The sequence below is a fragment of the Streptomyces mauvecolor genome, assembly GCF_039532965.1.
In the GTDB taxonomy this organism is placed as follows: Bacteria; Actinomycetota; Actinomycetes; order Streptomycetales; family Streptomycetaceae; genus Streptomyces; species Streptomyces violascens.
This window is the reverse complement of sequence record NZ_BAAASQ010000001.1, coordinates 104,532-131,317: the sequence shown is the minus strand read 5'-3', so window position 1 is coordinate 131,317 and position 26,786 is coordinate 104,532. Positions and strand designations below refer to the sequence as shown.

Here is a 26,786-nt window from a genome sequence, read left to right as displayed (position 1 = left end):
GGATGGCGCACTCGGTGGTGCTGGCCGGGAAGCTCGATGACCTCGGCAACTCGTGGATCGACATGTTCACCACGTGGGGCACCCGCGGGCTGAAGGCCGCCCTGATCGTGATCGTCGTCGTCGAGATGGTGCGGCGGTTCTCCATCAAGGTGGGCATCGGGGCGCTGCTGCTGATGGCGATCGCGCTGGGGATCTACGAGGCCCGCGACGATCTCGCGGGGATCTTCAAGGATCAGGTCAATAACCCCACCAAGAAGTCGGCGCCCGCCGTGGTGGTGCCCGTGCGTCCGCTGGATGCAGCGTCCTCTGCGACGGGGGGCGAATTGTGAGCGCGAGCGCTGCTCCCCGCGTGGGGCGCTTCTATACGGCGGCCCGCCGCCACCCGTGGGTGCTGGGGAAGGTCGCCGATTTCAAGATTCCGCTCGGCCCGTACACGCCTGCGCAGATCGCGGTCGCGGCGGTGGGCGGGCTGCTGTTGGTGGAGACGGTGACGTGGTGGACCTGGATGGGACCGCTCCCGCTGGTGGTGTGGGTGGTGGCGATCTGGGTGGTGCGGCGGCCGAAGTTCGCCGGGCGGGCGCCGCTTCCGGCGGCGGTCGGCTGGCTGACCCTGCTGATGCAGCCCGCCGCCGGACGGATCGGCGGCCGGGTGGCACGTGACCGTGCTCCGCACCCGGTGCGCGGCGGCTTCATCATCGAGGGCCTGGGCGACCTGGAAGCCGTGCCCGTTTCCCGCAGGCGGCGTGCCGGCGATCCCCCGGCCCGCTCCCAGCGGGCGGTGCGCCGGTCGCAGACGCGGGTGAAGCCGGCTGGGCGGCGGCCGCGGTCGGCCGCGCACCGTCCGGAGTCGGCACGCCCGCCGGTGGCCTCACCGGCCCAGCGCCTGATGGCCCAGGCCGCAGCGCGCCACACCAACCAGGCCAAGGGGGGCTTGTCGTGAGGGTGCCGATCCGTCATCTCGCCGGTCATCTGCTGTGGTCGGCCCAGGGCGGGGTGTGGGCGATCTACCGCCTCCGCCCCGGGCCCGACGAGCAGGGCGCGCACACCGAAACGGTCCAGGGCACCTATGTGCCCCGGCAGGTGCGCGAGGAACTGCTGTCCAAGGCCGCGCACTTGGTGCGCTCGCTGGAGGGGGCGCCGCGGCTGTACGGGCTGTGCGCTCATGTCGATGGGGGTGAGGTCGCGCTGCGGATGCTGGACGGCGTCGACCCGACGGCGGGCAGCGCCGCCCGCCAGGCGGGCCAGCACCCCTGGGCACAGACCGTCGAGGCCGCGCTGGACCTGCTGGAGGGCCAGGAGATGCATCGCCGCACGCTGTGGCTGGCGGTGCCGCTGAACACCGAGAAGGGCGCGCTCACCTGGGCGGGCGGCGTCGGGGCGGTCTGGGCCGATCTCTCCTCCCAGCTCGGCCTGTCCCCGGCCCCCGTATCCCGCCGCGAGGTGGCCGCCTACCGGCGCCAGGCCGAGCAGGTCGAGGCGCAGATCACGGGGGCGGTGGAGTTCCGTCCGGCCCGCCCGGCCGAGGTCGTGTGGATGCTCCAGCACGCGCTGCGCCGCGGGCTTGCGGAGCCTTTGCTGGCCGAGGCCGAGTCCAGCCCCCTGTACGGCAGCCGGGTGCAGGACGGTGCGCTGCGCTCCCCGAGCTATGCCGATCTCGGTCAAGTCCGTCTCCTTGAAGGCGGAACCGCCCCGTGCGAAGACGACGGCGATGACGAAGACGAGGGCGGGGACGACGTTAAAGGGCGGCGGGGGCCGTGGTGGCGCCGCGGGACGTCCTCGCCGTTGCTGCGCCGCTGGCTGCAGGTGGAGACGGAGGACGGCTGCGGCTACCAGGCGCACCTGGCGCTGGCCGAGTGCCCCCCGGCCATCGGCGCCGACTCCGGCGATCTCTTCGCGCAGCTGGAGGGGCTGGCGTTCCCCGTCGACTACTGCGTCGACCTGAATCTGGTGCCGGCCGAGAAGGCCAAGGCGCAGGTGCAGCGCAAGAAGAACGAACTCGTCGACCAGGCCGACCAGTACGACGCCCGCCCCACCGGCATGCCCTCCACCCTGCTGGACGCCGCCCGCGATCTCGGCGAGCTCGACGCCCGCCTGTCGCGGACCTCCGTCGAGGTCGAGGTCCAGTCGGTCACCGTGCTGAGTGTGTGGGCGGCCCGTGCGGCCGACTGCGACGCCCGCGCCCGGGCGCTTACCTCGCTGCTGGCCGGAGCCGACTACCGAGCGGTGCGCCCGGCCGGACTGCAAGAAGCCCTCTTCACTCTCGGCCTGCCCGGCACGGTGCGGCCGCACACGGTCCGCGAGTTCGTCCAGCACCAGGTCTCCGACGACTGGGCGATGAGCGGCGCCCTGACCGTGACGGAGGCGGGCGACCCGAACGGGATGCTGCTCGGCTTCGACCAGGACACCGGCACCACCCGGCCGGTCCTGCTGAACATCGCGGACGCCCCCAAGGCAGATGCCTCCGCGTCCTTCGCCGTCACCGGGGACCCCGGCGGCGGCAAGAGCGCGCTGCTGAAAATGCTCACCCAGTCGGAAGTGGACCGGGGCGGGCGGGCGATCTGCATCGACCGCACCCCGCTGCGCGAATGGGCCACCTTCGCCCGCTCCGCCGCCCTAGGCCGCTGCCAGATCATCGACGCCGCCGCAGCTGGGATCTCCATCGACCCGCTGCGCATGTTCCCCGGCACCGCGCAGGGCACCCACTACGCGCTCAGCTACCTCACCCTCCAGCTCGGCATCGCCCCGATGACCGCCGCAGGCGGCGTCCTGCACCGGGCTGTCGAACAGGCCGCCCAGAGCGCCGCCCCCTCCATGCACCAGGTGATGGCCGAACTGCAGACGATGGCCGGCAGTGGTGAGGGAGCGCGTCAGGAGGCCGCCGCCACCTTGGTGGACCTGATGCGGATCGTCTCCTCCAACCCGCTCGCCCAGATGGTGTTCGACCCGAAGCTGCCGCCGGTCCGCCTGGAGCAGGACCTGGACTCGGACCTCATCGTGATCACCACGGCCGGGCTCACGCTGCCGCCCCAGGAAGCCTTCGCCCACCCCGAGGTGCTGCGCCAGCAGCCCCTGGAGGCGCTGATCGGACGGGCGGTGCTGTATCTGATCGCGGCGCTGGCCCGGCAGACCGCATTCGCCGACCCGAGCCGGTTCTGCGCCATCGTGGCGGACGAGTTGTGGTGGCTGACCGGCTCCGCCGAGGGCACCGCGCTGATCAGCGAGATCCTCCATGACGGCCGCAAGCACAACGGCGGACTGTTCGCCGGCGCCCAGGACGAGAAGGAACTCGGACCGGACCGGGGCCTGTTCGCCTACCGCGCCCTGTCCCGCACCCAGGACCACAAGACCGCCCGCCGCGGTCTGGAGTTCATCGGTCTCGACAGCACCGATCCCGAGCTCATGCGGATCGTCACCACCGACCTGTCGCCGCTGCGCGACAAGAGCCGCAAGGGCGAAATGCTGCTGACCTCGCCGCGTCTGAACACCTGCCGCGTCAAGGTCGCCATCCCCCGCCTGCGCCGCATCCAGGCCGGCATCACCACCACCCCCGGCCAGCAACCCGCCCCCACCGCCCCAGACGTACCGGTGACCGACGCGGCAGAGGAGCAGGTGGGATGACCAGTCGAGCGTGGGACCGCGCCCAGCGCCGATCCTCGACCGTCGGCGCACTCGCCGTCCTCGCCGTCCTGGCCGCCGTCGTCACCACCGTGGCCATGGTGGGCGTCCCCGACGTGTGGTGGCCGCAGATCGGATCGGCGTTCGCCGCCAGCCCGCCCAACCCCGCCCCCTCCACGGCACCCGACGGTCCGTGCGCGCTGGTCGCGGGACCGGCCCGGGACTTCTGTGTCTCCCCGCCGGCCGCCTCCCCTGCGCAGCCGCACGGCATGGGTGCGGACGCGTGGCGGCTGCTGGTGCCCGCGGTGGGAGTGGTCCTCGTGTGCGCGGTGCGCTGCAGCGGCCGGCGGAGGCCCTGATGCGGTGCCTGGATCGCGGCCGGCTGCGGGCCATCGGCTACACGGCGTTCCTCACGATGGTGTTCCTTCTCGTCAACGCCCAGGTCGCGCACGCCGCGGACACCAGCGGCAGCGGCCTGCTCTCCCCGCTCACCCTCAACAGCTCCGAGGGCGTGCCCATCGACGGCTACGAGCTGTCGGCCGAGGGCGGCAGCGTCTTCTCCTTCAAGTCGAACGCGTACGCCTTCATCATGTCGGGCCTGTTCACCCTGCTGCGCCTGGTGGTCGGCCTCACCTGTTGGGCGATCGGTTTCTCCTTGCGGTTCCCGCTGCTCAAGATGCTGGCCGACCCGGCGCAGAAGGCCGCCGACGCCTACAACCACGCCGTCGTCGACACCCTCAAGCTGAAGGGGCTGATGCTGGCCTGGGCGTTCGTGTTCGGGCTGATCCTGTTCGTGCGCGGCAAGGCAGGCAAGGGCCTCGGGGAGATCGTCCTGACCCTGGTGATCGCCGCCCTCGCTGCGTCCGCGTTCGTCCGCCCCGACTACCTCCTCGCCCAGAACGGCCCGATCGCCCAGACCGAGCAGGCCGCCGCCGAGGTCGCCCGCGACACCGTCAACTCCCACTACTGGGGCGGGAAGATCGCCAGCGATCAGGGGCCGTGCAAAGGCATGGCCGGCCGCGCCGAACTCAAGTGCCTCCAGACCGAAGGGGCCAAACCGCTCCCGCCGGCCGAGATTGCCCGCCCCATCCAGGACTCCCTCACCAACGCCCTGGTCGTCAAGGGCTACATGCTGCTGGAGTACGGCCGCGTCCTGGACCCGGCCAAGGACGAGGACAAGAAGGCCTACGCCCTCCACCTCAAATGGGTCTCCGGCGGCTACAAGCCCGAGAACCAGCCCAAGAAGAACAAGGACGCCTGCGATCTGCTCCGGGGACCGGCCCTCAAGTACTGCGAGCAGGGAGCCACCGGGCAGGTCAAGGGACCCGATACTGACCAGCTGCCCTCGCTCACCACCGGTGATGCCCTGCTGCAGGCGTCCCAGCCGGTCCTCACCGAGGAAGACCAGCAGTTCGCCGCGTTCCTCAAAGACCTCAAGGACCAGGGCGGGCCGGTCGGCAAGGCCTGCGCCCAGTACGCCTCGCAGCCCACCGGCTGGCGGACCGCGGGCGCGCTGATGCTGTTCGTCGCGGCGCTGCTGATCTGCGCGATCCCGCTGTCCGCGTCAGTGGTCCTGCTCGGCACCCAGGCCGCCGACGCCGGGGCGGCCGCGGTCGGCGGCGTCTCGTTCGTGTGGGGGATGCTGCCCGGCCCGAACCGGCAGGTGGTGTGGAAGTGGGCCGCCATCTTCATCATGTCGGTCGCGGTCCTCTTCGTGTGCTGCATGTTCCTGCCGTTCTACGGCATCGGCGTGGATGTGGTGTTCACCGACGGGCCGGAGCTGCCGGCCGAGCGGCTGCTGGTCCTGGACGTCCTGGGCGTCGTCGGCCTGGCCTTCCACCGGGCCCTGATGCGCGGCATCAGCAGCTTCGGGCAGCGCCTGGCCATCCGGATGCGCTACGCGAAGGTCGGCGGTACGCACCTGCCCGGAGACACCTCCGAGATCGGCGCCGCACTTGCCGTGCACTCGGTCGGTGGCGGCGGGTTCGGGCTCGGCGGCCTGCGTTCCCTGGCCCTCTCCGGTGGTGGCTACGGTCAACTCGGCACCCGCCACCGGCTGATGGCGAGTCTGGCGTCGCTGGCGGACGGTACGGGCATGCCGGTCGACTCCGGCCGGCTGCTGGCCGATGCCGGGGCCGAGGCCTCCCGTGGGCTGGCGCCGCTCGCCCTGGCCACTACCGGTCTTCGGCTCGGTGCCCGCGGTGCCTGGGGTCTGCTGGTGGGCCGCCGCCCGGACGACCACGCTCTGGAACGGTGGCGTAAGCCCACCGCCGACGGCGATCCCGCAGGGTCCGAAGGCGAGCTGGGCGCAGGCGGCGGCACGCGGCGCCGGGGGCCGGCGGACCGCTACCGGGATCCGGACGGCGCCATCGGTGACCGGAAGACCGGAATCGTGCTGCACGACCAGCACCAGGACCGGACCTTGTTGTCGACCCGGGCCCACAACCGGCTTGTGCGGCTGCGCGGTTACCGGATCCTGCACCGCACCGGGCGGATCGCGTACGGCTCGAGCTGGGGCCTGCGGGAGAACATCCGGCGCGGTCGCGGATACGGATCGCAGTACGCCCAGGACACCCGGCAGCAGGTGAGGGTCTGGGGCAACACCGTCCGCGAGGACGGCCGGGCCTGGAGCGGTTCCGGCAGCGGTGCCGCACGGCTGCGCGCGCAGCCCAGCACCCCCACCACTCCTACCCCGGCACCGGCACCGGCACCGGCACCGGTCAGTCGGCCCTTGCGTCCGGCCACCCCGCGACCAGGTACGCCCCCGCCGCCCGTCGTGCCCCCCAGGCCGCCGTTCCCGCCGATGCCCCGGGTTCCGCCCGTTCCCCCGACGCCAGCGGCTTCGCCGGCCGCGCCGACTCCCCCGCCGGCACGTGATCCGGCGGAGCTGCGGCGCCGGATGATCGAGCGCCTGGGGGCCGGGGATCCGCCCGAGGTGCGCCGCCGCGTCCAGGACGAGATCCGCCGCCGTTTCGGGGACCCGGACCCGGGCGGTGACGGCTCGTGAAACGCCCCTCGTTTTCCCGCCCGCGCCGGCGGGCCAAGTGGGCCGTGGTGCTCGCGCTCGTGCTGTTCACCGCGGTGTGCTGCGCCGCCCCGCTGACCGGGACCCTCAACGCGCTGGCCGCGCTCGCCGCCACGCGCTCCACCACCAGCAACGACCAAGGAGGCGGCACCATCGCCGACATCCCGCCCCGGATGCTGCAGGCCTACCAGAAGGCCGCCACCCTCATCGGGCACGAAGTACCGGGCTGCCGGGGCCTGGACTGGCCGGTACTCGCCGGGATCGCCAAGATCGAGTCCAACCACGCCGCCGGGCACAGCATCGCCGCCAACGGCGACATCACCCCGCGCATCTACGGCGTTCTGCTCAACGGCTCCGGGGTGGGCGGCAACACCAGCGTGGTCGCCGACAGCGACCACGGCCGGTGGGACGGCACCGCGCAGGGCGAACGGGCCGTCGGTCCCTTCCAGTTCCTGCCCTCCACCTGGGAGGACAGCGCGGGCCGGGACGCCAACGGCGACGGCGTCAAGAACCCGCACAACGCGGACGACGCCGCGCTCGGCGCGGCCGTCTACCTCTGCGGCAACGGACGCGACCTGACCGATCCCTCCCAGCTCCGCTCGGCGATCCTGCAGTACAACCACTCCGGCACCTACGCGGACGAGGTCCTCGGCTGGATCCACCAGTACCGGGCAGCCACCAAATCCAGCGTCGATCTGAGCCACGTGACCGGAACGGCGCGCACCGTGCTGGACGCGGCCCTGTCCCAGAAAGGCGTCCCCTACTCCTGGGGCGGCGGGGATGCCTCCGGCCCCACCACCGGCATCTGCTGCTCGCCCAGCGGAAAGTCCGGGGCGAGCATCAAAGGCTTCGACTGCTCGGGACTGACGGTGTACGCGTACGCCAAGGCTGGTATCTCTCTGCCGCGCACCGCATCCGACCAGGCCGGCGCCGGTCAGCGCATCTCCGCTGAGAGAGGCCAACGTGCGCTGGCGCCGGGCGACTTGGTGTTCTTCGCGTACGCGCCGGGCCGGGACTCGACGATCTTTCACGTCGGGATCTACGCGGGGAACGGGCAGATGATCAACGCCCCCAAGCCCGGGTCCTCGGTACGCATGGACGCGGTCGATGCGATGTCGGGCTTCGCCGGTGGGGCGCGGCTGCTGTGAACTCACCACGCATGCGGCCCCAGGAGCCGCGCCGGGTCTGGCCGCTCGCCCTGTGCACCGCCTTGCTTGCCTGCGGCGGTCTGGTCCTGGTTATCCCCTCACAGCAACCGGCGATCTCCGGTCCGATGGCAGCCCGTACTCCCGCCGCAGTGACCACACCACACGCCGGGCACCCGGCTCCGCCGCGCATCGTCGCTCCTCCCCGGGCAGCCGCCGCCACTTCCGCCGTCCCCGCGCCGGCCCCCTCCGCAAGCCCCACCACGCCCGCGGCGGCCCCGCCTCGCGGCGACGGCCCGGCCGGCGATCCGGCCATCCAACGCCTGCTCGAACGGTCCTGGCCCCGAGACCTGCCAATCCCGGACGAGGAGCGGCTCGTTGCCGCGGGAGGACGACTCCTGGTGGCCGATGCGACGGGCGCGGGCCGCGATGCCTTCCCGGCCTTGTTCCCGCCCGGCGAACGGAAGGTGATCGTGCCGGCCTTTACCCGCATCCGCATCCAGGCCGCCATCGCCCGCACCGACCCCACCCACCCCAACCGGACGGTGGTGCATCTGGTGTGGGCCGGCGCCGACCGCGGCGGCACCTACACCGACGGCCGCTTGACCGACCTGTCGTTCACCCGCACCCCCGCACAGAACGGAGCAACCGCGTGGATGCCCCTGCCCCTGTCCTGAACCCGCCCGCGACACCACAGGCTTCAGGCCCGGTCCTGAGCGGGCTCGACGGGTCAGTTACCTGCGTCGAGTGGATCGCCGACCATGCCTGGCTGCTCCCCCTCTTCCTGGGAACCGTCGCCGTGGTCACCGAGCTGGTCCTGCGCCGCCTGGCCGGGCGCGCCTCCCAGGAACGCATGGCGCTCGACCTGATCCCCGCCCGGCACTTCGACCCCTCCCCCGAGCAGATCCTGCGCCGCGGCATCGAGCTGACCCGCGCCTCCACCTCCATGCCCTGGTGGGCACCGCGCCGCTCCAAGGCTGTGCGGATCCGGCTGCGCGCGGACGGCGCCAACCCGTTCCTGTACCGCGTGGAGGGCCCGGCCGGCGCCGAACGACTGCTCACCACCACGCCCTTCGGCCCACACGTCAAAGTCACCAAGGCCGCTCCACTGGACAACCGCAAGCGCCGTCACGAAGTACGGGCGGAGTTCCTTCTGCGCGGCAACCCAGTCGCCACACTCCGCGACGTCCCGCTCGAACCCGACCCCCTCCAGCCGCTCGTGGACGCCGTCGCTGACCTGCGCGCCCAGATCGGCGACCTCGCCGAGATCTGCATCGACCTGCAGCGCGCCCCCAAAACCGCACTCAAGGCCCGCCGGTGGCAACTGCTGGACACCGCCCAGCGCAGGGAGCGCACCGAAGCCACCCGCCTCACCCGCTGGATGCACCGGGACCACCAACGCCTCGAGGACTCCTGGCTCTTCCAGTTCTCCCAATTGCTCACCCCGGACGGCCGCCGGGCCCGCCAGGGCAGCCGCATGGTCATGACGCCGCCGGCAGTCCGGGTGGATCCCGCCAAGGCCCTCGGGAAACTCGCCGAGGACAGCCACCTGGTACGGGTGCAGATCCTGGTGCGCTGCGCCTCGGACACCGAGGGCCGCGCCGAGGCCCATCTCGCCCGCATCCAGGCCGGACTGGACGTGTTCGGCGGCTCAGCCAGGCTCGCCATAAGAGGATGGCGCATCGGGCCCTGGCGGCTGGGAGCCGACCGCTTCCCCCACCGGAAGCAGTTCGACCGGCGCTGGACCACCGGACAGTGCCAGCCTCCAGCCGCAAACTGGGTACAGCTGACCGAGCTGCTCGGTCTCCTCAAACCCCCCACCGTCCACTGCCTGCTCCCGCTGCTCCCCATCGAGCTGCCCGACTTCAAGCTCGGCGATCCGTCCCTGCTTCTGCAAGGCTGGTACCAGAGCCCGGACGGACGACACCGGCTGGTCGCCACCCACACGGACGAGACCCTCTTCGAGGTCGGCGTGGGCAAGGCGGGCGGCGGCAAGACCGAACGCGCCCTCGTGCAGGCGGTCGGCTACGCGCACGCCGGAGGCGGATTCCTCTTCGCCGATCCGCACCGCGACTCCTGGCAGCGCGCCGCCCCCTACCTGGCCCATGACCACCTCATGGGCCGCATCGCCCGCATCGACCTCAAGGCCACCGGGCCCGACTCGCTGATCAGTTCCTGGAACCTGATCGGCATGCACCACGGGCGCGCCCGGCACGAGGTCGTCGAGGACACCGTCGACGCGTTCGCCACCGCCTTCGCGTGGGACGACGCCAGCGCACCGCGCGCGATTGCCATCTTCACCGAGGCGCTCACCGTCCTGACCGCGGTCAACGAACTGGCCTGCCGAGCCGGGCGCCCCCACGACCAGGCCACCATCTTCCACGTCCGCACCCTGCTCACCGACCCCGGCTTCCGCACCAGCGCACTGGCCGCCGTCCGCGACCACCTGGACGAGGAGTCAATGGCCTGGTGGCAGACCGCCTTCCCCACCTTCGCGACCGACTCGTTCAACATCCTCATCAACCCGCTCGCCCGCCTCGCCGCGAACCCGGTCACCCGCGCCTTCCTCGGCCAGGGCCACGGCATCTACAACATCCGCGCCGCCATGGACCACCGCATGATCGTGTGGGTGTGCACCGCCGGCAACGGCCCCACCGACAAGCTGCTGGTCGCCCTGCTCGCCCGCGACCTGCTGCGCGCCGGCCGCTCCCGCACCGACCTGCCTGAAGCCCTGCGAGTCCTGTTCCGGGTCTACCTCGACGAACTCATCACCCTGACCGGCACCGCAGCCGACTCAATCGCCGCGATGTTCGAAGACCTGCGGAAATTCAAGGTACAGATCCACGGCATGACCCAGCTGCTGTCCCGACTGCCGACTTCCGTACGGCAGTCACTGCTCCAGAACGCGTCGACGCTGTCGACCACCACGGGTTCCAGGGCCGCGGTCTCGGCCATCACCGAGGAATGGGGCGACCAGCCCAGCGCCACGCACGTCGCCAACCTCGACCGCTACGACCACTACGCCCAGTTCACGGTCGATGGCCGCCGCGTGGGCCCCGTCCTCCTGCACGGCCCCTTGCTGGACGAGGTGTTCGCCGACCTCTACGAGCCCCGCCAACTCCGGGCCCTGGAAGCGGCCGCCGACAAGACCGCAGGGGTACGGCCGCTGTCCGAACTGACCACCTGCGCCGCCACCCAGCAGCAGCGCGTCCAGACCTTCCTCCTTGAGCACGCGCCCGCCGCCACCGTCACGCTCGCCAAATCCACCAAGGAGTTCCAGTGACCGTCAAGCCGCTCACCACCGCACCGTCCCCCGTGCCCGCCTTCATGCCCAGCCCCCTCGAACCACTCCCCCACCAGGTGCTCGCCACTCTCGCCCAGCACCGCATGGCCACCAACCGGCAACTGCACGATCTGCTACGCCCCCAGGCCTCCCGGCAGATCATCTCCAAGCCACTAGCCCGGCTACACAAAGAGGGCCTGGTCGACTACACCACGCTCCCCCAGTCCAACCGCACACGCGCCTGGTTCCTCACCCCGGACGGGGCCCGCATCACCCGCGACTGGCCCCAGCTCCGCGGACGGCCTCCCTACCCGATCACCTCGGCCTCCGCCGCCTCGATGAAGACCCCGCACGTCCTGACCGTGGTCCGCGCCCATCTCACCTTCGTCACCGACGCGCGTGACCGCGGCGACGAGCACGGGCACCTTGACTGGACCCCCGAGGTCGCCCACTCGCTCGGGGACAATGAGCGCGTCATCGCCGACGCGCTGATGTACTACGTCCTGCACGCAGGGAATGGCAGCCGCACCAAGCTGCGCGCCCTGGTCGAGGTCGACCGGGCCACCACCAGCAGCGAACGCCTGGCCACCAAGCTCATCGACTACGCCCGCCTGCACACCTACACCCCCGCCCCGCCCGGCCGTCGCGCCGCCCAGGGGAACACGGCTCCGGCCTGGCAGCGCTGGTACCCCGTCTTCCCCCGGATCCTGTTCATCCTCACCGGCGCCGGCCCCACAACGCTGGGCCACCGCATCGACGACCTCCAGGCGATGGCCGGTGAACATCCCGCCGTCGCCGAGCTCGCCCGGAAGGTACCGCTCGGCGCCGCCGTCCTGGACGACCTCGAACAGCACGGCCCCACCGGACCTGTCTGGACCCCGCTCAACGGGCAGGGTGAGCGCCGCTCCTGGACCGAGCTGTGAACGGGTCCCGAAGCTGCGCCCCGTTCCTGGCCGCGACGTTCGGAGACTTCGGCCTACGGGTTGCTGATCTTCTGCATCGGCGCGTACCGCAGCAGGATGCGCCGTTCGCCGTAGCGGGGCCCGAACGCGACCAGCACCTGGCCGCGGCCGGGGACTTCCAGCACCGTACCGATCCCGAACATCGCGTGTTCGACCACGTCCCCTGGGACCAACCGCTCGTCAACCCGCGGGCCGGGGGCCCGTCCACGGTCGCGAGTCCGGCGGCGTTCTCGGTGCGCATCGAGTGCCTGCTGCCCGACCGGGAAAGCGGGCCCGGCGAGATCGGACGCCTCCAGCACGGGCATGCCGCCCGTCGACCACCAGGCGACGTCCGCACCGGTATCGGCATCCGCGGCGGGCACCGGCGCCGGGTCCGCCGCCGGGATCGGGGGCAGGGCGGAAGGAGCGGGCGGGGCGGTCACTGTGGTCTGTTCCCACCACGACGGCCCGCGCGTGGCGGCGGCCGGGGCCAGCGGCGGCCGGGCTGTGGCGCCGGTGGTGAGCAGGGTGATCAGGTCGTCGGGCGAGGGTCGCTGGTCCGGCTGTTTCGCCAGGCACCGCTGGATCACCGGGCGCAGCCCTGGTGGCAGGCCGCTCAGGTCGGGCTGGCCGTGGACGACGCGGTAGAGCAGTGCATGCGCCGTGCCGTGACCGAAGGGGCCGTAGCCCAGGGCCGCGTAGTAGAGCACCGCGCCGAGCGAGAAGACATCACTGGCCGGCGAGACAGCGAGTCCCTGGGCCTGTTCGGGCGACATGAAGCCGGGGGTGCCGATCGCGGCGCCGAGGGTGGTGAGGGCCGGGCCGTCGCTCAGTGCCCGAGCGATGCCGAAGTCGATGATCCGCGGACCGTCCAGCGTGACCAGGATATTCGACGGCTTCAGATCCCGGTGCACCAGGTTGGCGCGGTGGATCGCGGTGAGGGCCTCGGCCAGGCTGGCGCCGACCTCCCGTATATCGGACTCAAGCAGCGGGCCGCCCTCGGCGATCAGGGTCGTCAGGTCGGGTGCCTCCACATAGGCGGTCGCCACCCACGGCACCGCGGCCTCCAGGTCCGCGTCGACGACGGAGGCGGTGTAGAAGCCGCTGATGCTGCGAGCTGCTTCGACCTCCCGCCGGAAGCGTTCCCTGAAGCCGCTGTCGCCGGTCAGCTCGGGGCGCACGGTCTTCACGGCGACGGTGCGGCCGCTGCGCGAGCGGGCGAGGTAGACCGTGCCCATGCCGCCACTCCCGAGCCGGCCCTGCAGCGTGTACGGGCCAATGTTGGCTGGATCTCCCGCATCCAGCGGCTCCATCGCGCACCCCCCTTGCGTCCCGTAGCTGCCCGACAGGGTCTCACGGGCCCTGTCCGCCCGCTCCGCTACCGGTGCAACTCCTGCCAGGGAAGTGGCAGTTGAGACAACCGTCTGGATTCCGCATATGCCATCACCTGTACGGACAGTCACCCCCTGCCATTGCGCCAGAGCAGGGGTTTCCGGCCCCGTTGATCGGCTGCACCCCGACTGACCAGTGACGAAGTTACGACCGAAACGTACCGAACTGCGCCGCATAGCTACCGGAACAGCATGGCTTCTTCACTGAGCGTGGCGCTAGTGTGCCTCTCTACGGCAAAACCGGAAGACGCCCCTCACACGTAACTGTGTTTCCACACCAAGGGGTTGTTCCGGGCTTCACGTTCCAGAACCAGGCAAGCGAGACCCAACGCGCCATACGGGGAGGACCAGTTGATCCTCGCACCACGACGTCACCGTCACACCACGGCCATGCGCTGGCGAGCCGCTACTGCCTCAGTCGCCGCCTTGGTCCTGCTGAGCGCCTGCAGCGACAACAATGCCAGCAAGAGTTCGGACACGGACCCCACCACGGCTGTCACATCGTCGACCGCGCCGCGCCAGACGCCGCAGAGCGCGTCTCCGGACGCCGCCGAGAAGGCGGCCGTCCTCGCCTCTTACAACGCGATGTGGGTAGAGCAGATGAAGGCCTACCGCAAGGCCGATGCCGCGGGCACCGACCTGGAGAAGTACGCCACGCTGGATGCTCTGGGCCGGTTCCGCATCGACCTGGCCCGGATGAAGAAGGCTGGCACGGCGGTGACGGGGGAGCTCGGCCACACCCCTGCCGTGGCATCGCTCAATCTCACAGCGAAGACACCGACCGCCCAACTCACCGACTGCATGGATCTGTCCAAGTCGCAGACCATCGACACCCGGGCCAACAACAAGGTGATCCCCTATCCGACCGCTCAGCCACTGCGGTACATCGCCACGGCCACGGCCGAGAAGTGGCCGAACGGATGGATGATCACCAAGTTCGTGCCGGACGGGAGCCACACATGCTGAGAAGGCTGCTCAGTTCGGCTCCCGTCGCGCTGCTGCTAGCCGCAGGTCTCACCACGGCCGCCCACGCGGGCGAGGACCCCATCGGCAATGACCCCAACTGCCGGGGGCAGTGGCTGGCGGTCACGACGTGCGCCCAGGACCCCGGCACCCCGTCGGCTTCCGGCGGGAGCAACCACCAGGCATCGTCCGCCGCCGAGACCGGTGGGAGCAGCACTCCCCCGCCGTGCACCTACACCAAGCTGGTCCCGCAGCCCCCGGCGGACAACTTGGGCTGGGACGGGCACAAGCCCGGCGACAAGGGTGCGGTGTATCAGGTGTACTGCCCGGACACGATGCGGATCGGGGTGTCGTGGATCCCGGACGGCGGCCCTGCGGCGCCTCCGGTCGACCCCGAGGTCCTGGCCCACCGCGCGGTCGATTCGATGAAGCTGGTCGGACCGGACATCGCCAGTCCGCAGGCGGCGGGCACCTACGCGGTCGGGGTGCCGATGTGGCTGTGGGTGAACCAGTCCCCCACCACGTTCGGTCCGAACACGGCGACCGCGTCCGCGGGCGCGGTGACGGTGTCGGCGACCGCCAAGGTCGCCTCCATCACCTGGAAGTTCGGTGACGGCACGTCGGTAACCTGCAACGGCCCCGGCACCGTGTACCAGGCGTCGTCGGGCATGAAGCCGTCGCCGACGTGCGGTCACACCTTCGCGAAGTCGTCGGCGGGACAGTCCGGCCAGAAGTTCGCGCTGACGGCCACGTCGACGTGGCAGGTCGACTGGACGGTCACGGCCGGCGCCGTGGACGCGGGTCAGTTCACCGAGGTCCGCCAGTCCCAGAGTCAGGTCGGGGTCGGGGAACTCCAGGCCGTCGGCAACTGAGTGTGAGAGCGAAAGGCGTTACAGCGTGAGCAAGACGGCAGCGCCCGCCTCAGCGGCGGGCCAGATTCCGGCACAGCCTGGCCCGCCGTCCCTGCGATGGCAGGCGAGGCGCCGCCGTCCGGGGGTGCTCGCCCTGGCCGCGGCACTGATCGCGGCAGGCGCGGTGGGCAACTACTGGTACTGGACGCAGAACGGCCAGCGCACCCCGGTCCTGGTCATGGCCCGGGACGTGGCAGCGGGCACGGTGATCCAGGACGCGGACCTCGCGGAGGCGTCGGTGGCTCTAGATCCCGCGCTCAAGGCGATCGGGACGGGGCAGCGCGCGCAGGTGGTCGGCAAGCGCGCCGCTGTCGAACTGCTGCCTGGTGCGCTGCTCGCTCCGGGGCAGATCACCAGCCGCACGCTGGTGCACCAGGACGAGCAGCTGGTCGGGCTGAACCTGAAGCCGGGGCAGTTGCCGGATTCCCCGCTGAAGCCGGAGGACCAGGTCCAGGTCGTGTTCACCGGCGACAGCGGCGCCCCGGCACCGGGCAAGAGCGGCAAGCCGGGCCAGGACAGCGGCCCGGCCACGGTGGATGCACGGATCGTCCGTGTGGGCAGCAAGCAGGACAGTACGGGCCAGCAAGTCATCGACGTAGCGGTCAAGTCGGCGGACGGACCGCGGCTGGCAGTTCAGGCCGCGGCCGGGACGGTCGCGCTGGCTGTGAAGGCGGCGAGCGGGGCCGGTTCCTGATGGCGGTGATCGCTCTGGTGGGGGTGCCGGGGGCGCCCGGGGTGACGTCGACGGCCCTGGGGCTGCTGCGGATGTGGCCGGTGGAGCACGGCCGGCGGGTGCTGCTGGCCGAGTGCTGCCCGGACGGGGGTGCTGTGCTGGCGGGGGCGTTGCAGAGCAGGCTGACGGCCGACCGCGGCCTGCACAATCTGGCCGCCTCCCGCCGCAGTGTCAGTCTGCAGGACGCGTTCTGGACCCAGCTCGTGCGGATTTCCGACGAGGACCGGCGTGATGACCCCACCCGGATGCTGCTGCCCGGCCTGACCAGCCCGTCGGAGGCTGCCGGCCTCGCACCGGAATGGGGGGCGATCGCGGATCTGTTCGTCGGGATCGACCGGATCGAGGAGCACGGTCATGATGTGCTGCTCGACCTGGGGCGCAACGGGGCCTTCGGCCCGGCCCGGGTCCTGGCCCAGCGTGCTGACCTGGTGCTGCTGGTGATGCGCAGCACCTTGCGCAGCCTGCACATGGCCGCGGCCCGCGCCAGGATGCTCACTGCGCTCCTGGACGGCGAGGGCCGGCGCTCCGGGCGCCTGGGGGTCCTGCTGATTACCGAAGGGCCGTATGCGGCCCGTGAGGTGGAGGAGCACTTGCAGGTGCCGGTGGTGGCGAGTCTGCCGTTTAGGCCGCAGGAGGCCGCCGTGCTGTCCGACGGGGCTGCGGAGGGCAAGCGGTTTCGGGAGAGCAAGCTGATGCGGGCCGTTCTGGACGCCTCGACCCCGATCCGGCAGCGGGTGGCCACCCAGCGCGCCCGCCTCGCCTCGCCCCTGCATCAGCGGATGATGGGAGGCCCCGGTGCACGCTGAACCGGTCTACAACGGAGTGCCCTATCCCCCGCGTCCGCCGGCCGCCCCTACCGGACCGGCGGCGCTGCCCGGCGTGCCAGCGGGCGCAGCCCTGCCGCGCATGGTGGGCCACGGGGCGGTTCCCCAGGTGCGGATCGACTACAGGGCGGCGCAGGAGATCAAGCGGATCGTCGTGGATCAGCTCCTGAAGGAGAAAAAGAACAATCCGTCGCTGGCCGGGGAGGCGGAGGAGCAGCGTGGCCGCGCCCTGATCAATGAGCAGGTGGCAATCTGGGCGGACGCGACCGGCCGCGGGGGCGGATACTCCCCCATCGAGGAGCAGGAGCTGGCCGGACTCGCCTTCGACATGTGTTTCCGGGCCGGGCGGCTGCAGCGCTACCTGGACGACGACCTGGTGGAGGACATCTGGATCGAGGGCCCGCACCAGGTGTTCCTCAAGTACAGCGACGACGCGGAACCGGTCCAGGTCACACCGGTCGCCGATTCCGAGGAGGAACTGCAGGAACTGGTCCGGGACTTGATCCGGGCCAGTGGGCAGAGCGGGCGCACCTTCTCCACGTTCAGCCCGGAGGTCGAGCTGCGCCTCAAGGACGGCTCCCGGGTCCAAGCCCTGGGCCCGGAGGTGACCGGCGAGTTCACGCACGTCGCGATCCGCCGCCACCGCCTCAAGGACGCCGACCTGGCCCAGATGGTCAGCCTGGGTGCGCTCGATGAGCAGATGGCCGACTTCCTGCGCGCCTGTATCCGGGCGCGGCGCAACATCATCTTCGCCGGGGAGCAGTCCTCGGGCAAGACGTCGATGCTGCGGGCGGTGTTGCGGGAGATTCCCGCGAGCGAGCGGTTCGGCACGTTGGAAACGACGTTCGAGCTGTGGGCCCACAAGAACGGCTATCACCAGCATGTGGTGCCGATGGAGGCTAGAGCGTCCAACGGTGAGCGGGTGGACGGCCGGGCGGCGGGCGAGATCACGCTGCTGGACCTGCTGAAGAGCGCGAAGCGCATGTCGCTGACCCGGGTGGTGGTCGGGGAGGTCCGCGGTGAGGAGATCACCGCGATGATGCAGGCGATGACGTCGGACCGGCCCGGCAACATGTGCACCATCCACGCCTCCGAGCCCGAGGCGGTCTTCGACCGCATCGCGGAGCTGTACCTGCTGGCGCAGTCCAACTTCACGCCGGAACTGGCCTACCGGCAGATCGCCAACGGTCTGCACTTCGTGGTGTTCTTGTCGGTCGATGAATCCGGGCCTGTCAAGCGGCGCTTCGTCTCTCACATCTGGGAGGTCAAGCCCGTGGGTCCGGACGGCCGCCCGACCTACAACGAGATCTACCGGCCGGCCAGCGAGTGGGATCAGCGGGCGGTGCCCTATGCCCCGCTGTCCGTGCGCAACCGGCAGAGACTTCAGGCCGCGGGCCTGCGCATGGACCTGGTGGCGCAGCCTTCTGCCTGGCCGCACGAGGTGGGCGCATGATCACCGGATGGTGGTGGGCGCTGTCCGGGGCCATGCTCGGCGGCGGTCTTGTCGCCCTGGTGGCCGGGCTGGCCGGTACGACCACGCCCAAGGGGCCCAGGCTCCTGGCTACTTGGCGCCAGCGGTCCCGGTCGGGGCCCGCGGCCCGCAAAGCGGCCCGCCGCCGGGCCCTGTTCGGCGCGGCGCTGGTGGCCGGGGTGGCGGTGTGGCTGGTGAGCGGGGTGTTCGTGGTCGCGTTGATCGCGGCCGCCGCGGTGGTGGGCGTGCCGTGGCTGACAGCCCCGGTGGCGGCGACCAAGGAGCAGATGGCCAAGCGGGATGCGCTCGCCGAGTGGACACAGCGCCTGGCGGAAGTACTGCGCCTGGGCGTCGCCATCGAGCAGGCGCTGAGGACCAGCCGCCGTCATGCTCCCCAGGCGCTGGAGGGGGAGATCGAGGAGCTGGTCGACAAGGTGGATGCCGGATGGCCGCTCGGCGAGGCGGTCGAGGACTTCGGGCGCGCCCTGGATGACCCGACCGCGGACAAGGTGTGTGCTGCACTGAAGCTGTCGGTCACCGACCCCGGACCGGGTCTGGCGCAGGCGATGCAGGACATGTCCGCGTCCCTGCGCGATGAGGTGAGTGCGCGTCAGAAGATCGAGGCGGAGCGGGAGAAGTCCCGCACCGTCGTGCGCACGCTCACCTTCATCACCCTGGCCCTGGTTCCGCTGGGCTTCACCGTCCCCCAGATCACCAATGTCTTTACGACGCTGCTCGGCCAGCTGGTCCTGGGCCTGCTCTCGGCGGCGTTCGTCGCCGTGCTGGTGTGGTCACGCAGTTACGCCAGCCGCGGCCGCACCGCCCGGGTCCTGATTCCTGACCCGCGCAGCCCCGTCAAGCCGCCCGCCCGGATGGAGGTCGCACCGTGACAACAATCGCGGTCGTGGCGCTCTTCGGCTGTCTCATCGGCGCGGGCCTGGCCCTGGTGGTGCGGGAACTCGCTCCGGCTCCGCCCAAGTTGGGCCCGGCCCTCAAACGGCTCAGCCCGCCCGCCCCGACGGCCGGGACCGCGCGGCCCGAACAGCGTGCGGACAGTCTCGTGGGCGCGTGGCTGGTGGCCCGGGTACCGGCGCCGCTGCCGAGGGCCGACCTGGATCTGCTGAACCAGCCGGTCGAGCAGTTCTTGCTGAACAAGGTGCTGCTCGCCTTCGTCGGGCTGGTCCTGCCGTCCGTGCTGAGCGCGGCCTGGATCCTGCTCGGCATCACGCTGCCCCTGTTCGTGCCCGCGGTGGCCGGCGTACTGGCCGCCGCCGTGCTGTGGTTCGTGCCCGACCTCATGGTGCGCCGCGATGCCGCCCGGGCACGGGAGGAGTTCACCCACGCCGTCACCGTCTACCTCGAACTGGTCGCCCTGCGCCTGGCCTCCAACATCGCCGTCGACCAGGCCCTGGAAGAAGCAGCCCGGGTCGGTACCAGCTGGTCGTTTTTGCGCCTGCAAGAAGCCCTGCTGCGCGCCCGGATGGAGAAGACCTCGCCCTGGCAGGTCCTCGAAGACCTCGGCACCCAGCTCAAGATCCCCGTCCTGCGGGACGTCGCGGACTTCGCCCAGATGTCCGGCAAGGACGGCGCCTCCATCTACGCACCCGTCCGGGCCCGCGCCAAGAGCACCCGCGATGAGCAGCTGTCCACCGCCGTGGCCAAGGCGAACGCCGACAGCGAGAAGATGCACATCCCCGGCGCCGTGATGTGTGTCCTCGTCCTGTGCCTGCTCGCCTTCCCCGTGGTGCTGAAACTGTTCGCGCTGTCCTGACGGCAGGGCCCCGCCCGCCGATCCCCCTATATGTGTAAGGAGAACAAGCCGTGAAGGACTCCTACTTGAAGGCCGGCGTCGCCGTGTCGCTGCTGACCGGCAAGGTGCGCGGACACCTCAACGAGGCGTACGAGGAGATGAGCGAGCGCGGTGAGCGCGGCGACAATCCCGTGGTGACCGTGCTGTTGTGGGTCGCGGGCATCGGCATCGCTCTCAGCATCGTCGCCGCTCTGGTCGCGCTCGGCACGAAGGCGTCCACCAAGGTGGACAACGTGGACCTCGACGGCAAGTGAACGCACCGCGCACGCCCTGGGGAGAGGACCGGGGCTCGAACCCGATCCAGATGGCCATCATCTATCCCTTCGTGATCATCCTGATCCTCATGCTGCTGCAGGGGATCATGTGGGCGTACGCCCGCAACGCCGCCTACAGCTCCGCCCGGGCCGGCGTGGCGGCCGGCCGGCTGTACGGGGCCACCCCCGGTGACGGTGCCGCCAAGGCCAAGCGCGTGCTCGACGAGGTGGGCTCCAGCCTGCTCACCGACCGGACGGTGTCCACCGACGGCAGCACGCCCCAGCGGCTGCGGGTCCGCGTCGACGCACAGGCCCTGTCGATGATTCCGGGCATACCGGGGATCCATGTCCAGGCCACCGTGTCCGGGCCCATCGAGCGGTGGACCACAGCGGGAGCCCCCTGATGCCCCCCGCACCCCGGCCGGTGCGCCCGGCGGACGAGGGCAGCGTCGCCATCGAGGCCGCCATCATCGTGCCGGTCCTGATCGTGCTCGTGCTTTTGTTCGTCGCCGGCGCCCGCCTCTCGCTGGCCGGGCAGAAGACGGACGCCGCCGCCCAGGCCGCCGCACGCGCCGCCTCGCTGGCGCGAACTCCCGCCGCCGGCAGCGCCGATGCCAAGGCCGCGGCCGCCGACGCGCTCGCCTCCAGCGGCCAGGTCTGCAGCCACACCAGCGTCCAGGCCCAGGTGGAGGGCCTGGCCGTGCCGGTCGGGCAGGTGTCCACCGTGACGGTCACCGTGTCCTGCACCGTGCCGATCGGCGACCTGGTCCTCATCGGCGGCGGGCCCGGCGTACGCACCGTCCACTCCACCTTCACCTCGATCGTCGACGCCTTCAGGGGGCGCGGATGAACCCGGCCCTGCTACGCCGCGCACCAGGCGGAGCCCCCCGGTGGGACGACCGCGGCGCCATCCCGGTCTTCGTCGCCCTCATCATCGGCCCCCTGCTCCTGCTCTGCGGGCTGCTCACCGTCGACGCGTTCGGGGTCCTGCGCGCCAAACAGCACGCCGACGATCTCTCGGTGGAGGCGGCGCGCGCCGCCCAGCAGGCCATCGACCCCGCCCAGGCGATCCCCGGCAAGGCCTTCGTCGCCGACCCCGCCGGCGCCTCCGCCGCCGCGCGCGTCTACCTCGCCAGGACCGGGGACAGCGGCACGGTCCAGGTCACCGACGGCGGGCACACCGTGACGGTCACCGTCACCGGCCGCTACCACGCCGTGTTCTGGCCCAAGACATTCACGGTGCACGCCACCAGCTCGGCCACCCTCCTCCACGGCATCACCCAACCGGACCGATAAAGGGACTGCTCATGGCCCTCCCCCGCCCCACTGCTCGCCGTCGGCGCCCGCTGCCCGCCGTCCTGCGCGCCCTGGCCGCGCTCCTGGCGCTGGCGGCCCTCCTCGCGGGCCTGCCCTGGCTGCTGTGGCAGGCCACCGCAGCGCTGCTGCCCGGTGGCCTGGACGGACTGAGTCATCTGTTCACCCGCACCGACACCACCAGTGTGGCGCTGCTGTTCGTCGCGGCCGTCGGCTGGACCGGCTGGCTGTCCTTCGTCATCTCGCTGCTCGTGGAGATCCCTGCCCGCCTCCGGGGCCACAGCGCGCCCCGACTTCCGGGGCTGCATCTGAGCCAGCGCGCCGCAGCCACGCTGGTGGGCAGCATCCTGGTCCTGCTGCCCACCAGCACAGCCCTGGCCGCCCCGGCCACCGCGCACGCCGTCACCGCCACCCAACTCCCCGGCCAGGCCTCCCCCGCACCCACCGCTCACTCCGCCGCACCGGCAGCCTCCACCACACCGGCCTCCGACACCTCCCCGGCGCCCACGGCCCAACACACCTACACGGTGCGCGAGATGCGTCCCGCCGAGAGCCTGTGGAGCATCGCCGAACACCTCACCGGCCACGGCGAGCTCTACACCAAGATCGCCGCCGCGAACGAGGGCCAAGCCATGGCCGACGGCACGACCTTCCGCACCAACTCCCCCATCCAGCCCGGCTGGATCCTCCAGCTCCCCGCCGACCTGCCGCTCCTCAACCCCACCCTCCCCGCCCAGACCGCGGGCACCACCCCGGCGGGCACGCCGCACCGCGACACCGTCCGCCCCGGCGACAGCCTCTGGACGATCGCCGAACGCGAGTACCACGACGGCGCCCGCTACCAGGAAATCTTCGACGCGAACCGGGACAAGCCCCAGCCCACCGGCGGCCGACTGACCGACCCCGACGAACTCGCAGTCGGCTGGACCCTCGACATCCCCACACCCGCCGCGCCCGCACCCGAAATCCCGGGACACACCACTCCGCCACCCACCACAGAAAACCCGGCTCCGGCCCCGGCTGCGCCCGCCCCCGCCCCACCCCACGACACGCCCCCGCCGCAGGCTCCTTCGGCCACACCCGCAGCCCCGACCGAAACACCAGCCCGGCAGGCCCCCTCCACCCCGGCACCCGCCACCCCCTCCGCCAGCCGCCCTCCCACCTCGACCCCCTCCAACGCCCCCTCCACGGTCCCCTCCGCTCCGGCCACGCCCGTAACTCCTCCGGCTGCGCAGCCCGGCCCCTCCGCACGCCAGCACGTCCAGCTCACCACCGTGGCCGGGGCCTTCGCGCTCCTGGCCGCCGCCATCACCGGCGCCCTAACCCTGCGCCGCATCCTCCAGCGCCGACGCCGCGCACCCGGCGAGACGATCGCCATCGCCGAGGAAACCTCGCCAGCCGCAGCCCAGCTGTCCGAAGCCGCCGCACCCACCCTCGTCGACGAACTCGACCTCGCCCTGCGCACCCTGGCCCACCACGCCCAGGCCGACAACCAGCCGCTCCCCGTGATCCGAGCCGCCCGGCTCAGCCGGCAGGCCATAGAAGTCCTGCCCGGCGAAGCGGACACCGCCCCTCAACGTCCCTTCGTGGAGGGAGCGGACGGCTGGTGGACGCTGCCCACCACCGCGGCGCTGCTCAGCGGGGACGAGGCCGCATCCGTCGCGGCCCCCTACCCGGTCCTGACCACCATCGGCGCCACCGAGGACGACAGCATCGTGCTCCTCAACCTGGCCCACCCGCGCGTCGTCCTCCTGGACGGCACGGTCGAGCACATCCGCGAGGCGTGCACCTCCATCGCGCTGGAACTCGGCATGAGCCCCTGGGCCGAGCACGTGGAGATCGTGACGCTCGGATTCGGCGACGAACTGCCGCACCTGCTGCCCACCTCGCGCATCGCACACAAGCGCGAGCCCGCCCACGCCGTGCGCGACCTCGGCGACTGGATGCTCACCGCCTACCAACAAGCCGACGAAGCCGCCCTGCCCTACCTCCTGCTGTGTGCGGCAGAACTGGACAGCGACACCGCCTGGCAGCTCGCCGAGGCCCTCGACAAAGCCGGCGACCTCCCGGTGACCCTGGTCGCCTCTGCCTCCCCGACCAGCCACCACTTCCCCGACGCCGAGATCCTCGACGCCTCCTCATCCGAACTCCAGGACCTGGACACCATCGGGCCGATCCACCTGCAGCGCCTTGACGACGCGGCCTTCCAGCAGATCGCAGCCGAACTCCGGATCTCCGGCCAACCATCCATCCCTGCCGAAGGTGCCTGGCAGAACGTTCCGGCCGAACCCGACACACCTCCCGCCACCACACTCACCCCACCCGGGCCCGCCGAGCCGGAACCCGCTTCCGACGCCCCGAAGGCCCAGTCCGGTCCGCAGGCCCCTGCCCCCGCGAGTCTGGGGGCGTTCCCGGCCTTGGTGACCGCCAGCACCGACCCGGCCGCCCTCCACCTCGTGCCCGCCAGGCCCCTGGCCTCCAGTGCGCAGCCCGCCGACACCCCCGCCACCCCATCCACCGAGGCCGAAGCATCCGAGCCGGCCCGCTCCACCGTGAGCGCTACGCCCGCCGCAGAAGACGAGGGCGACAAGGGGGACACGACAGAGACCCACGATCTGCACGCCCCCGAGATCAGCGTGCTCGGGCCCGTACACGCCCCCGGACTCTCCAGCTCCGGCCACGGCCCCCGGGCAGCCCAGCTCGCCGCCCTGCTGTTCTTCAAGCCGGGCCGCCGCGCCGACACCCTCTGCGTCGACATGGACCCGCTCACCCCCTGGTCGAAGAAGACCCTAGACTCCCGGCTGGGCGACCTCCGCCGCGGCTTCGGCGACGACCCCCACGGCAACCCCTACGTCCCGCGCCGCACCGCCCGCGACGACACCTACAACCTCTCCCCCCACGTCCGATGCGACTGGACCAAGTTCGAGCAGCTCGCCGAGCGAGCCCTGGCAGGCGGGCCCGCCTGCGTAGGTGACCTGGAGCGCGCCCTCGGCCTGGTCCGCGGGAAGCCCTTCGGCGCCAACGCTCTGCCCTGGGCCCTGCCGCACCAGCAGGCGATGATCACCCGGATCGTCGACGTCGCCCACACCGTCGCCACCTGGCGCATGGCCCCCGGCCCCCACCACGACCTCGCCGCCGCCCGCCAGGCCGTCGCCACCGGACTCGAGGTCGACGAAACGGCAGAGATCATTTACCGCGACTGGCTGCGCATCGAACACGCCGCCGGGAACCGTCCCGGCCTCTTCACCGCCTCCACCCGCGTCCAGCAGATCAGCCGCGACAACCGGTGCCCGCTGGACCCCGAGACCGAACACCTCATCGACAGCCTTCTCGGAGCGGGACAGCGTGCACAAGGCTTCTAGGACAGCCGGGACCATCCGTAAGCCGCAGGCGTGCGCACTGTCGCAGGCCAGCGACCGTGCGCACCGCACCGCAGGCGTGTGCGCAACCCGACCGGGCCGTGCGCAGCCGCCGGTGCGCAGTGGGTCAACCGCCCAGAGCCCAGGCCCTGATGCCTCACGCGGATCCGCGGCCCACCGGGGCGGCGTCCGTGCCGTCAGCGCTCCCCGCAGGCCCGGCCGGTGCGCATGCTCGTGACCCTCGCCGTCGCCTACGGGGCCCTTGCCGGACTGCTCCTGCCGCGCGCCGTGTACAAACTGGCCGTCCCCGCGGGCGAGAGCTGGCGGGCGCAATGCCCAGCCGGACACCCCGCACCGGCCTGGCTCGGACTGCCCCACTGCAAGAACTGCGCCACCGAGAACGAGACCGCTGCCCGCGCCCGCCGCTGGTACGGGCCCTCTGCTCCACTCGCTGCTCTGGTCACCGTCCTGGTGTGCGGTGTTCTGGCCTATATGACGGAGCCCCGGCTCGAGTTGGCTGTCTGGCTGCTCCTCACGCCGATCCTTGTGCTGCTCGCCTGGGTCGACGCCACCGTCCACCGCCTCCCCGACGTCCTGACCCTCCCCCTCACGGCCGCAACGCTGCTCCTCCTCGGCGCCGCAGCTCTCCTCCCGAACCCCGGCGGATCCTGGCCGACCGCACTGAGCGGCGCTCTGGCCCTGGGCGGCGGCTACTTCGTGCTCTTCCTGATCAGTCCCAGGAGCCTGGGGTTCGGCGACGTGAAACTCGCCGTCGCGCTAGGAGCCATGCTCGGCTGGTACGGCTGGCGCACACTCGCCCTCGGCGCCATCGCCGGCCAACTCCTCGCCGCCGCCGTCGGCCTGGGCCTGATAGCGCTACGCAAAGCCCAAGCGAAGTCAGCGATCCCCTACGGCCCGTTCCTGATCTGCGGCACCATCGTGGGAATCATCGCGCGATGACAGTGCCACACCGCTCGGACGTTGACCGCCCGCCGGCACATAGCCGGGCAGACGTCCCGTCCGCCATCTCGAACCGGCCACCGGTCAAGCCGTCTCCGGGGAATGCGACTCCGAGCGCTGGTCGACGCGACTTTGACGCACCTGCGCAGGCCCGGGGCCCTTGCCCCATCTCGCTGCGCAGCGCATCGTCGGCGGCTCCGCAGCGCGTTCGGGGTGCGCACCGCCAGTGCGCACCCCTTCGCGTGGACGGCCCGTTGTGCGCAGTCAGCTCACAGCGGACAAGTCACGCCGGGTGTAAGCGAGGAGCTCACTCAGCGCGGCCTCGTTCGAGGCCGGCCTCCGGGTGCGCCAGCCGATCACGGTTTCCCGGACCGTGTCGCACACGGTGCGCACCTGCGCAGTGAGCCGGTCGGCCAGCTCGCCCACTGCGGCACCGTCCTCGTCGTAGGGGCCGGTGATCACAATCGGCCCATACAGCAGGTAGGGCAGTTCCATCTTCCGCCAGCCACAGGCCAAGGCCCACACGACCAGGTTCGGGCTGAGCCCGTCCACGCTGCCGGTCGCAGGAACGTGCAGCACCGAGCCACGATGGTAGTAGGCGGCCTCTGCGCTCCCGCCCACCGCGCTGCGGATCTGCGCATACTGCGCACCCGCATCATCAGCGGGCAGCTCCAGCGCCGTCAGCCGTGCGCCCTCATCGACAACCCAGGCCCTCACCACGTCGCTCCCCCTCCCCTGTCCCCCGCTCCGGCCGGTGCGGTGCGCACCACGACTGCGGGCCGGTCGG

At 71.5% G+C, this 26,786-nt stretch carries 24 protein-coding genes; 22 read left to right on the top strand and 2 right to left on the bottom strand.

Annotated features, from left to right (window positions below):
- Positions 1-2 precede the first annotated feature (2 nt).
- From ABD346_RS00605 to ABD346_RS00565, 9 genes are all read left to right on the top strand, one after another.
- Entirely contained in the window at positions 3-329 is a 327-nt protein-coding gene (locus ABD346_RS00605; protein WP_344370509.1) for a hypothetical protein, read from the top strand.
- The gene (locus tag ABD346_RS00600) at positions 326-940 is read left to right on the top strand and encodes a hypothetical protein (RefSeq protein WP_344370507.1); all 615 of its coding nucleotides are present in this window, start codon (positions 326-328) and stop codon (positions 938-940) included. The genes ABD346_RS00605 and ABD346_RS00600 overlap by 4 nt, the downstream gene beginning before the upstream one ends.
- A complete protein-coding gene (locus tag ABD346_RS00595; RefSeq protein WP_344370504.1) occupies positions 937-3,618 on the top strand; it encodes an ATP-binding protein in 2,682 nt (893 codons plus the stop codon). Before ABD346_RS00600 ends, ABD346_RS00595 begins: the two co-directional genes overlap by 4 nt.
- Positions 3,615-3,974 (top strand): hypothetical protein, encoded by a 360-nt coding sequence (locus ABD346_RS00590; RefSeq protein ID WP_344370502.1) that lies wholly within the window; start codon positions 3,615-3,617, stop codon positions 3,972-3,974. The genes ABD346_RS00595 and ABD346_RS00590 overlap by 4 nt, the downstream gene beginning before the upstream one ends.
- Positions 3,974-6,622: a hypothetical protein gene (locus tag ABD346_RS00585; RefSeq protein WP_344370501.1), complete on the top strand. Its 2,649-nt coding sequence runs from the start codon at positions 3,974-3,976 to the stop codon at positions 6,620-6,622. The genes ABD346_RS00590 and ABD346_RS00585 overlap by 1 nt, the downstream gene beginning before the upstream one ends.
- A complete protein-coding gene (locus ABD346_RS00580) occupies positions 6,619-7,788 on the top strand; it encodes a C40 family peptidase (RefSeq protein ID WP_344370499.1) in 1,170 nt (389 codons plus the stop codon). The genes ABD346_RS00585 and ABD346_RS00580 overlap by 4 nt, the downstream gene beginning before the upstream one ends.
- A 398-nt stretch (positions 7,789-8,186) precedes the next feature.
- Positions 8,187-8,462 carry a hypothetical protein gene (locus ABD346_RS00575; RefSeq protein ID WP_344370496.1) on the top strand — a complete coding sequence of 92 codons (276 nt, stop codon included), beginning with the start codon at positions 8,187-8,189 and terminating at the stop codon, positions 8,460-8,462.
- Positions 8,438-11,068 (top strand): ATP/GTP-binding protein, encoded by a 2,631-nt coding sequence (locus tag ABD346_RS00570; RefSeq protein ID WP_344370494.1) that lies wholly within the window; start codon positions 8,438-8,440, stop codon positions 11,066-11,068. Before ABD346_RS00575 ends, ABD346_RS00570 begins: the two co-directional genes overlap by 25 nt.
- Before the next feature lie 44 nt (positions 11,069-11,112).
- Positions 11,113-11,991, top strand: a complete 879-nt coding sequence (locus ABD346_RS00565) for a replication-relaxation family protein (protein WP_344370560.1) — start codon at positions 11,113-11,115, stop codon at positions 11,989-11,991.
- Between the two features lie 53 nt (positions 11,992-12,044).
- Here ABD346_RS00565 and ABD346_RS00560 read toward each other — a convergent pair whose 3' ends face one another.
- Positions 12,045-13,322 (bottom strand): serine/threonine-protein kinase, encoded by a 1,278-nt coding sequence (locus ABD346_RS00560; RefSeq protein ID WP_344370493.1) that lies wholly within the window; start codon positions 13,320-13,322, stop codon positions 12,045-12,047.
- A gap of 504 nt (positions 13,323-13,826) precedes the next feature.
- Here ABD346_RS00560 and ABD346_RS00555 point away from each other — a divergent pair.
- From ABD346_RS00555 to ABD346_RS00495, 13 genes are all read left to right on the top strand, one after another.
- Positions 13,827-14,366 carry a hypothetical protein gene (locus ABD346_RS00555; protein ID WP_344370491.1) on the top strand — a complete coding sequence of 180 codons (540 nt, stop codon included), beginning with the start codon at positions 13,827-13,829 and terminating at the stop codon, positions 14,364-14,366.
- The gene (locus tag ABD346_RS00550; protein ID WP_344370490.1) at positions 14,360-15,235 is read left to right on the top strand and encodes an ATP/GTP-binding protein; all 876 of its coding nucleotides are present in this window, start codon (positions 14,360-14,362) and stop codon (positions 15,233-15,235) included. Before ABD346_RS00555 ends, ABD346_RS00550 begins: the two co-directional genes overlap by 7 nt.
- Before the next feature lie 25 nt (positions 15,236-15,260).
- On the top strand, positions 15,261-15,968 hold the full coding sequence (locus ABD346_RS00545) for an SAF domain-containing protein (RefSeq protein ID WP_344370488.1): 708 nt from the start codon (positions 15,261-15,263) through the stop codon (positions 15,966-15,968).
- Positions 15,968-16,813, top strand: a complete 846-nt coding sequence (locus ABD346_RS00540; RefSeq protein ID WP_344370486.1) for a CpaE/TadZ family protein — start codon at positions 15,968-15,970, stop codon at positions 16,811-16,813. The genes ABD346_RS00545 and ABD346_RS00540 overlap by 1 nt, the downstream gene beginning before the upstream one ends.
- Positions 16,803-18,284 (top strand): TadA family conjugal transfer-associated ATPase, encoded by a 1,482-nt coding sequence (locus ABD346_RS00535; RefSeq protein WP_344370485.1) that lies wholly within the window; start codon positions 16,803-16,805, stop codon positions 18,282-18,284. The genes ABD346_RS00540 and ABD346_RS00535 overlap by 11 nt, the downstream gene beginning before the upstream one ends.
- The gene (locus ABD346_RS00530) at positions 18,281-19,192 is read left to right on the top strand and encodes a type II secretion system F family protein (protein ID WP_344370483.1); all 912 of its coding nucleotides are present in this window, start codon (positions 18,281-18,283) and stop codon (positions 19,190-19,192) included. Before ABD346_RS00535 ends, ABD346_RS00530 begins: the two co-directional genes overlap by 4 nt.
- On the top strand, positions 19,189-20,073 hold the full coding sequence (locus ABD346_RS00525) for a hypothetical protein (protein WP_344370482.1): 885 nt from the start codon (positions 19,189-19,191) through the stop codon (positions 20,071-20,073). Before ABD346_RS00530 ends, ABD346_RS00525 begins: the two co-directional genes overlap by 4 nt.
- A 50-nt stretch (positions 20,074-20,123) precedes the next feature.
- Positions 20,124-20,366, top strand: coding sequence for a hypothetical protein (locus ABD346_RS00520; RefSeq protein ID WP_344370480.1), 243 nt, complete (start codon positions 20,124-20,126; stop codon positions 20,364-20,366).
- Positions 20,363-20,770, top strand: coding sequence for a pilus assembly protein (locus ABD346_RS00515; RefSeq protein WP_344370479.1), 408 nt, complete (start codon positions 20,363-20,365; stop codon positions 20,768-20,770). Before ABD346_RS00520 ends, ABD346_RS00515 begins: the two co-directional genes overlap by 4 nt.
- Positions 20,770-21,216, top strand: coding sequence for a TadE/TadG family type IV pilus assembly protein (locus tag ABD346_RS00510; protein ID WP_344370475.1), 447 nt, complete (start codon positions 20,770-20,772; stop codon positions 21,214-21,216). Before ABD346_RS00515 ends, ABD346_RS00510 begins: the two co-directional genes overlap by 1 nt.
- A complete protein-coding gene (locus tag ABD346_RS00505; RefSeq protein ID WP_344370474.1) occupies positions 21,213-21,662 on the top strand; it encodes a hypothetical protein in 450 nt (149 codons plus the stop codon). Before ABD346_RS00510 ends, ABD346_RS00505 begins: the two co-directional genes overlap by 4 nt.
- Positions 21,663-21,673: 11 nt before the next feature.
- The gene (locus tag ABD346_RS00500) at positions 21,674-25,042 is read left to right on the top strand and encodes a LysM peptidoglycan-binding domain-containing protein (RefSeq protein ID WP_344370471.1); all 3,369 of its coding nucleotides are present in this window, start codon (positions 21,674-21,676) and stop codon (positions 25,040-25,042) included.
- A gap of 225 nt (positions 25,043-25,267) precedes the next feature.
- Positions 25,268-25,999, top strand: coding sequence for a prepilin peptidase (locus ABD346_RS00495; RefSeq protein WP_344370559.1), 732 nt, complete (start codon positions 25,268-25,270; stop codon positions 25,997-25,999).
- Between the two features lie 264 nt (positions 26,000-26,263).
- Here ABD346_RS00495 and ABD346_RS00490 read toward each other — a convergent pair whose 3' ends face one another.
- On the bottom strand, positions 26,264-26,719 hold the full coding sequence (locus tag ABD346_RS00490) for a hypothetical protein (protein WP_344370469.1): 456 nt from the start codon (positions 26,717-26,719) through the stop codon (positions 26,264-26,266).
- Positions 26,720-26,786 lie beyond the last annotated feature (67 nt).

Bases quoted from the DNA above. Each gene is read 5' to 3' on its own strand.
- ABD346_RS00585 (WP_344370501.1), top strand. From the start codon at position 3,974: ATGCGGTGCCTGGATCGCGGCCGGCTGCGGGCCATCGGCTACACGGCG.
- ABD346_RS00565 (WP_344370560.1), top strand. From the start codon at position 11,113: ATGCCCAGCCCCCTCGAACCACTCCCCCACCAGGTGCTCGCCACTCTC.
- ABD346_RS00500 (WP_344370471.1), top strand. From the start codon at position 21,674: ATGGCCCTCCCCCGCCCCACTGCTCGCCGTCGGCGCCCGCTGCCCGCC.
- ABD346_RS00510 (WP_344370475.1), top strand. From the start codon at position 20,770: ATGCCCCCCGCACCCCGGCCGGTGCGCCCGGCGGACGAGGGCAGCGTC.
- ABD346_RS00495 (WP_344370559.1), top strand. From the start codon at position 25,268: ATGCTCGTGACCCTCGCCGTCGCCTACGGGGCCCTTGCCGGACTGCTC.
- ABD346_RS00530 (WP_344370483.1), top strand. From the start codon at position 18,281: ATGATCACCGGATGGTGGTGGGCGCTGTCCGGGGCCATGCTCGGCGGC.
- ABD346_RS00590 (WP_344370502.1), top strand. From the start codon at position 3,615: ATGACCAGTCGAGCGTGGGACCGCGCCCAGCGCCGATCCTCGACCGTC.
- ABD346_RS00550 (WP_344370490.1), top strand. From the start codon at position 14,360: ATGCTGAGAAGGCTGCTCAGTTCGGCTCCCGTCGCGCTGCTGCTAGCC.
- ABD346_RS00540 (WP_344370486.1), top strand. From the start codon at position 15,968: ATGGCGGTGATCGCTCTGGTGGGGGTGCCGGGGGCGCCCGGGGTGACG.
- ABD346_RS00505 (WP_344370474.1), top strand. From the start codon at position 21,213: ATGAACCCGGCCCTGCTACGCCGCGCACCAGGCGGAGCCCCCCGGTGG.
- ABD346_RS00560 (WP_344370493.1), bottom strand. From the start codon at position 13,322: ATGGAGCCGCTGGATGCGGGAGATCCAGCCAACATTGGCCCGTACACG.
- ABD346_RS00605 (WP_344370509.1), top strand. From the start codon at position 3: ATGGCGCACTCGGTGGTGCTGGCCGGGAAGCTCGATGACCTCGGCAAC.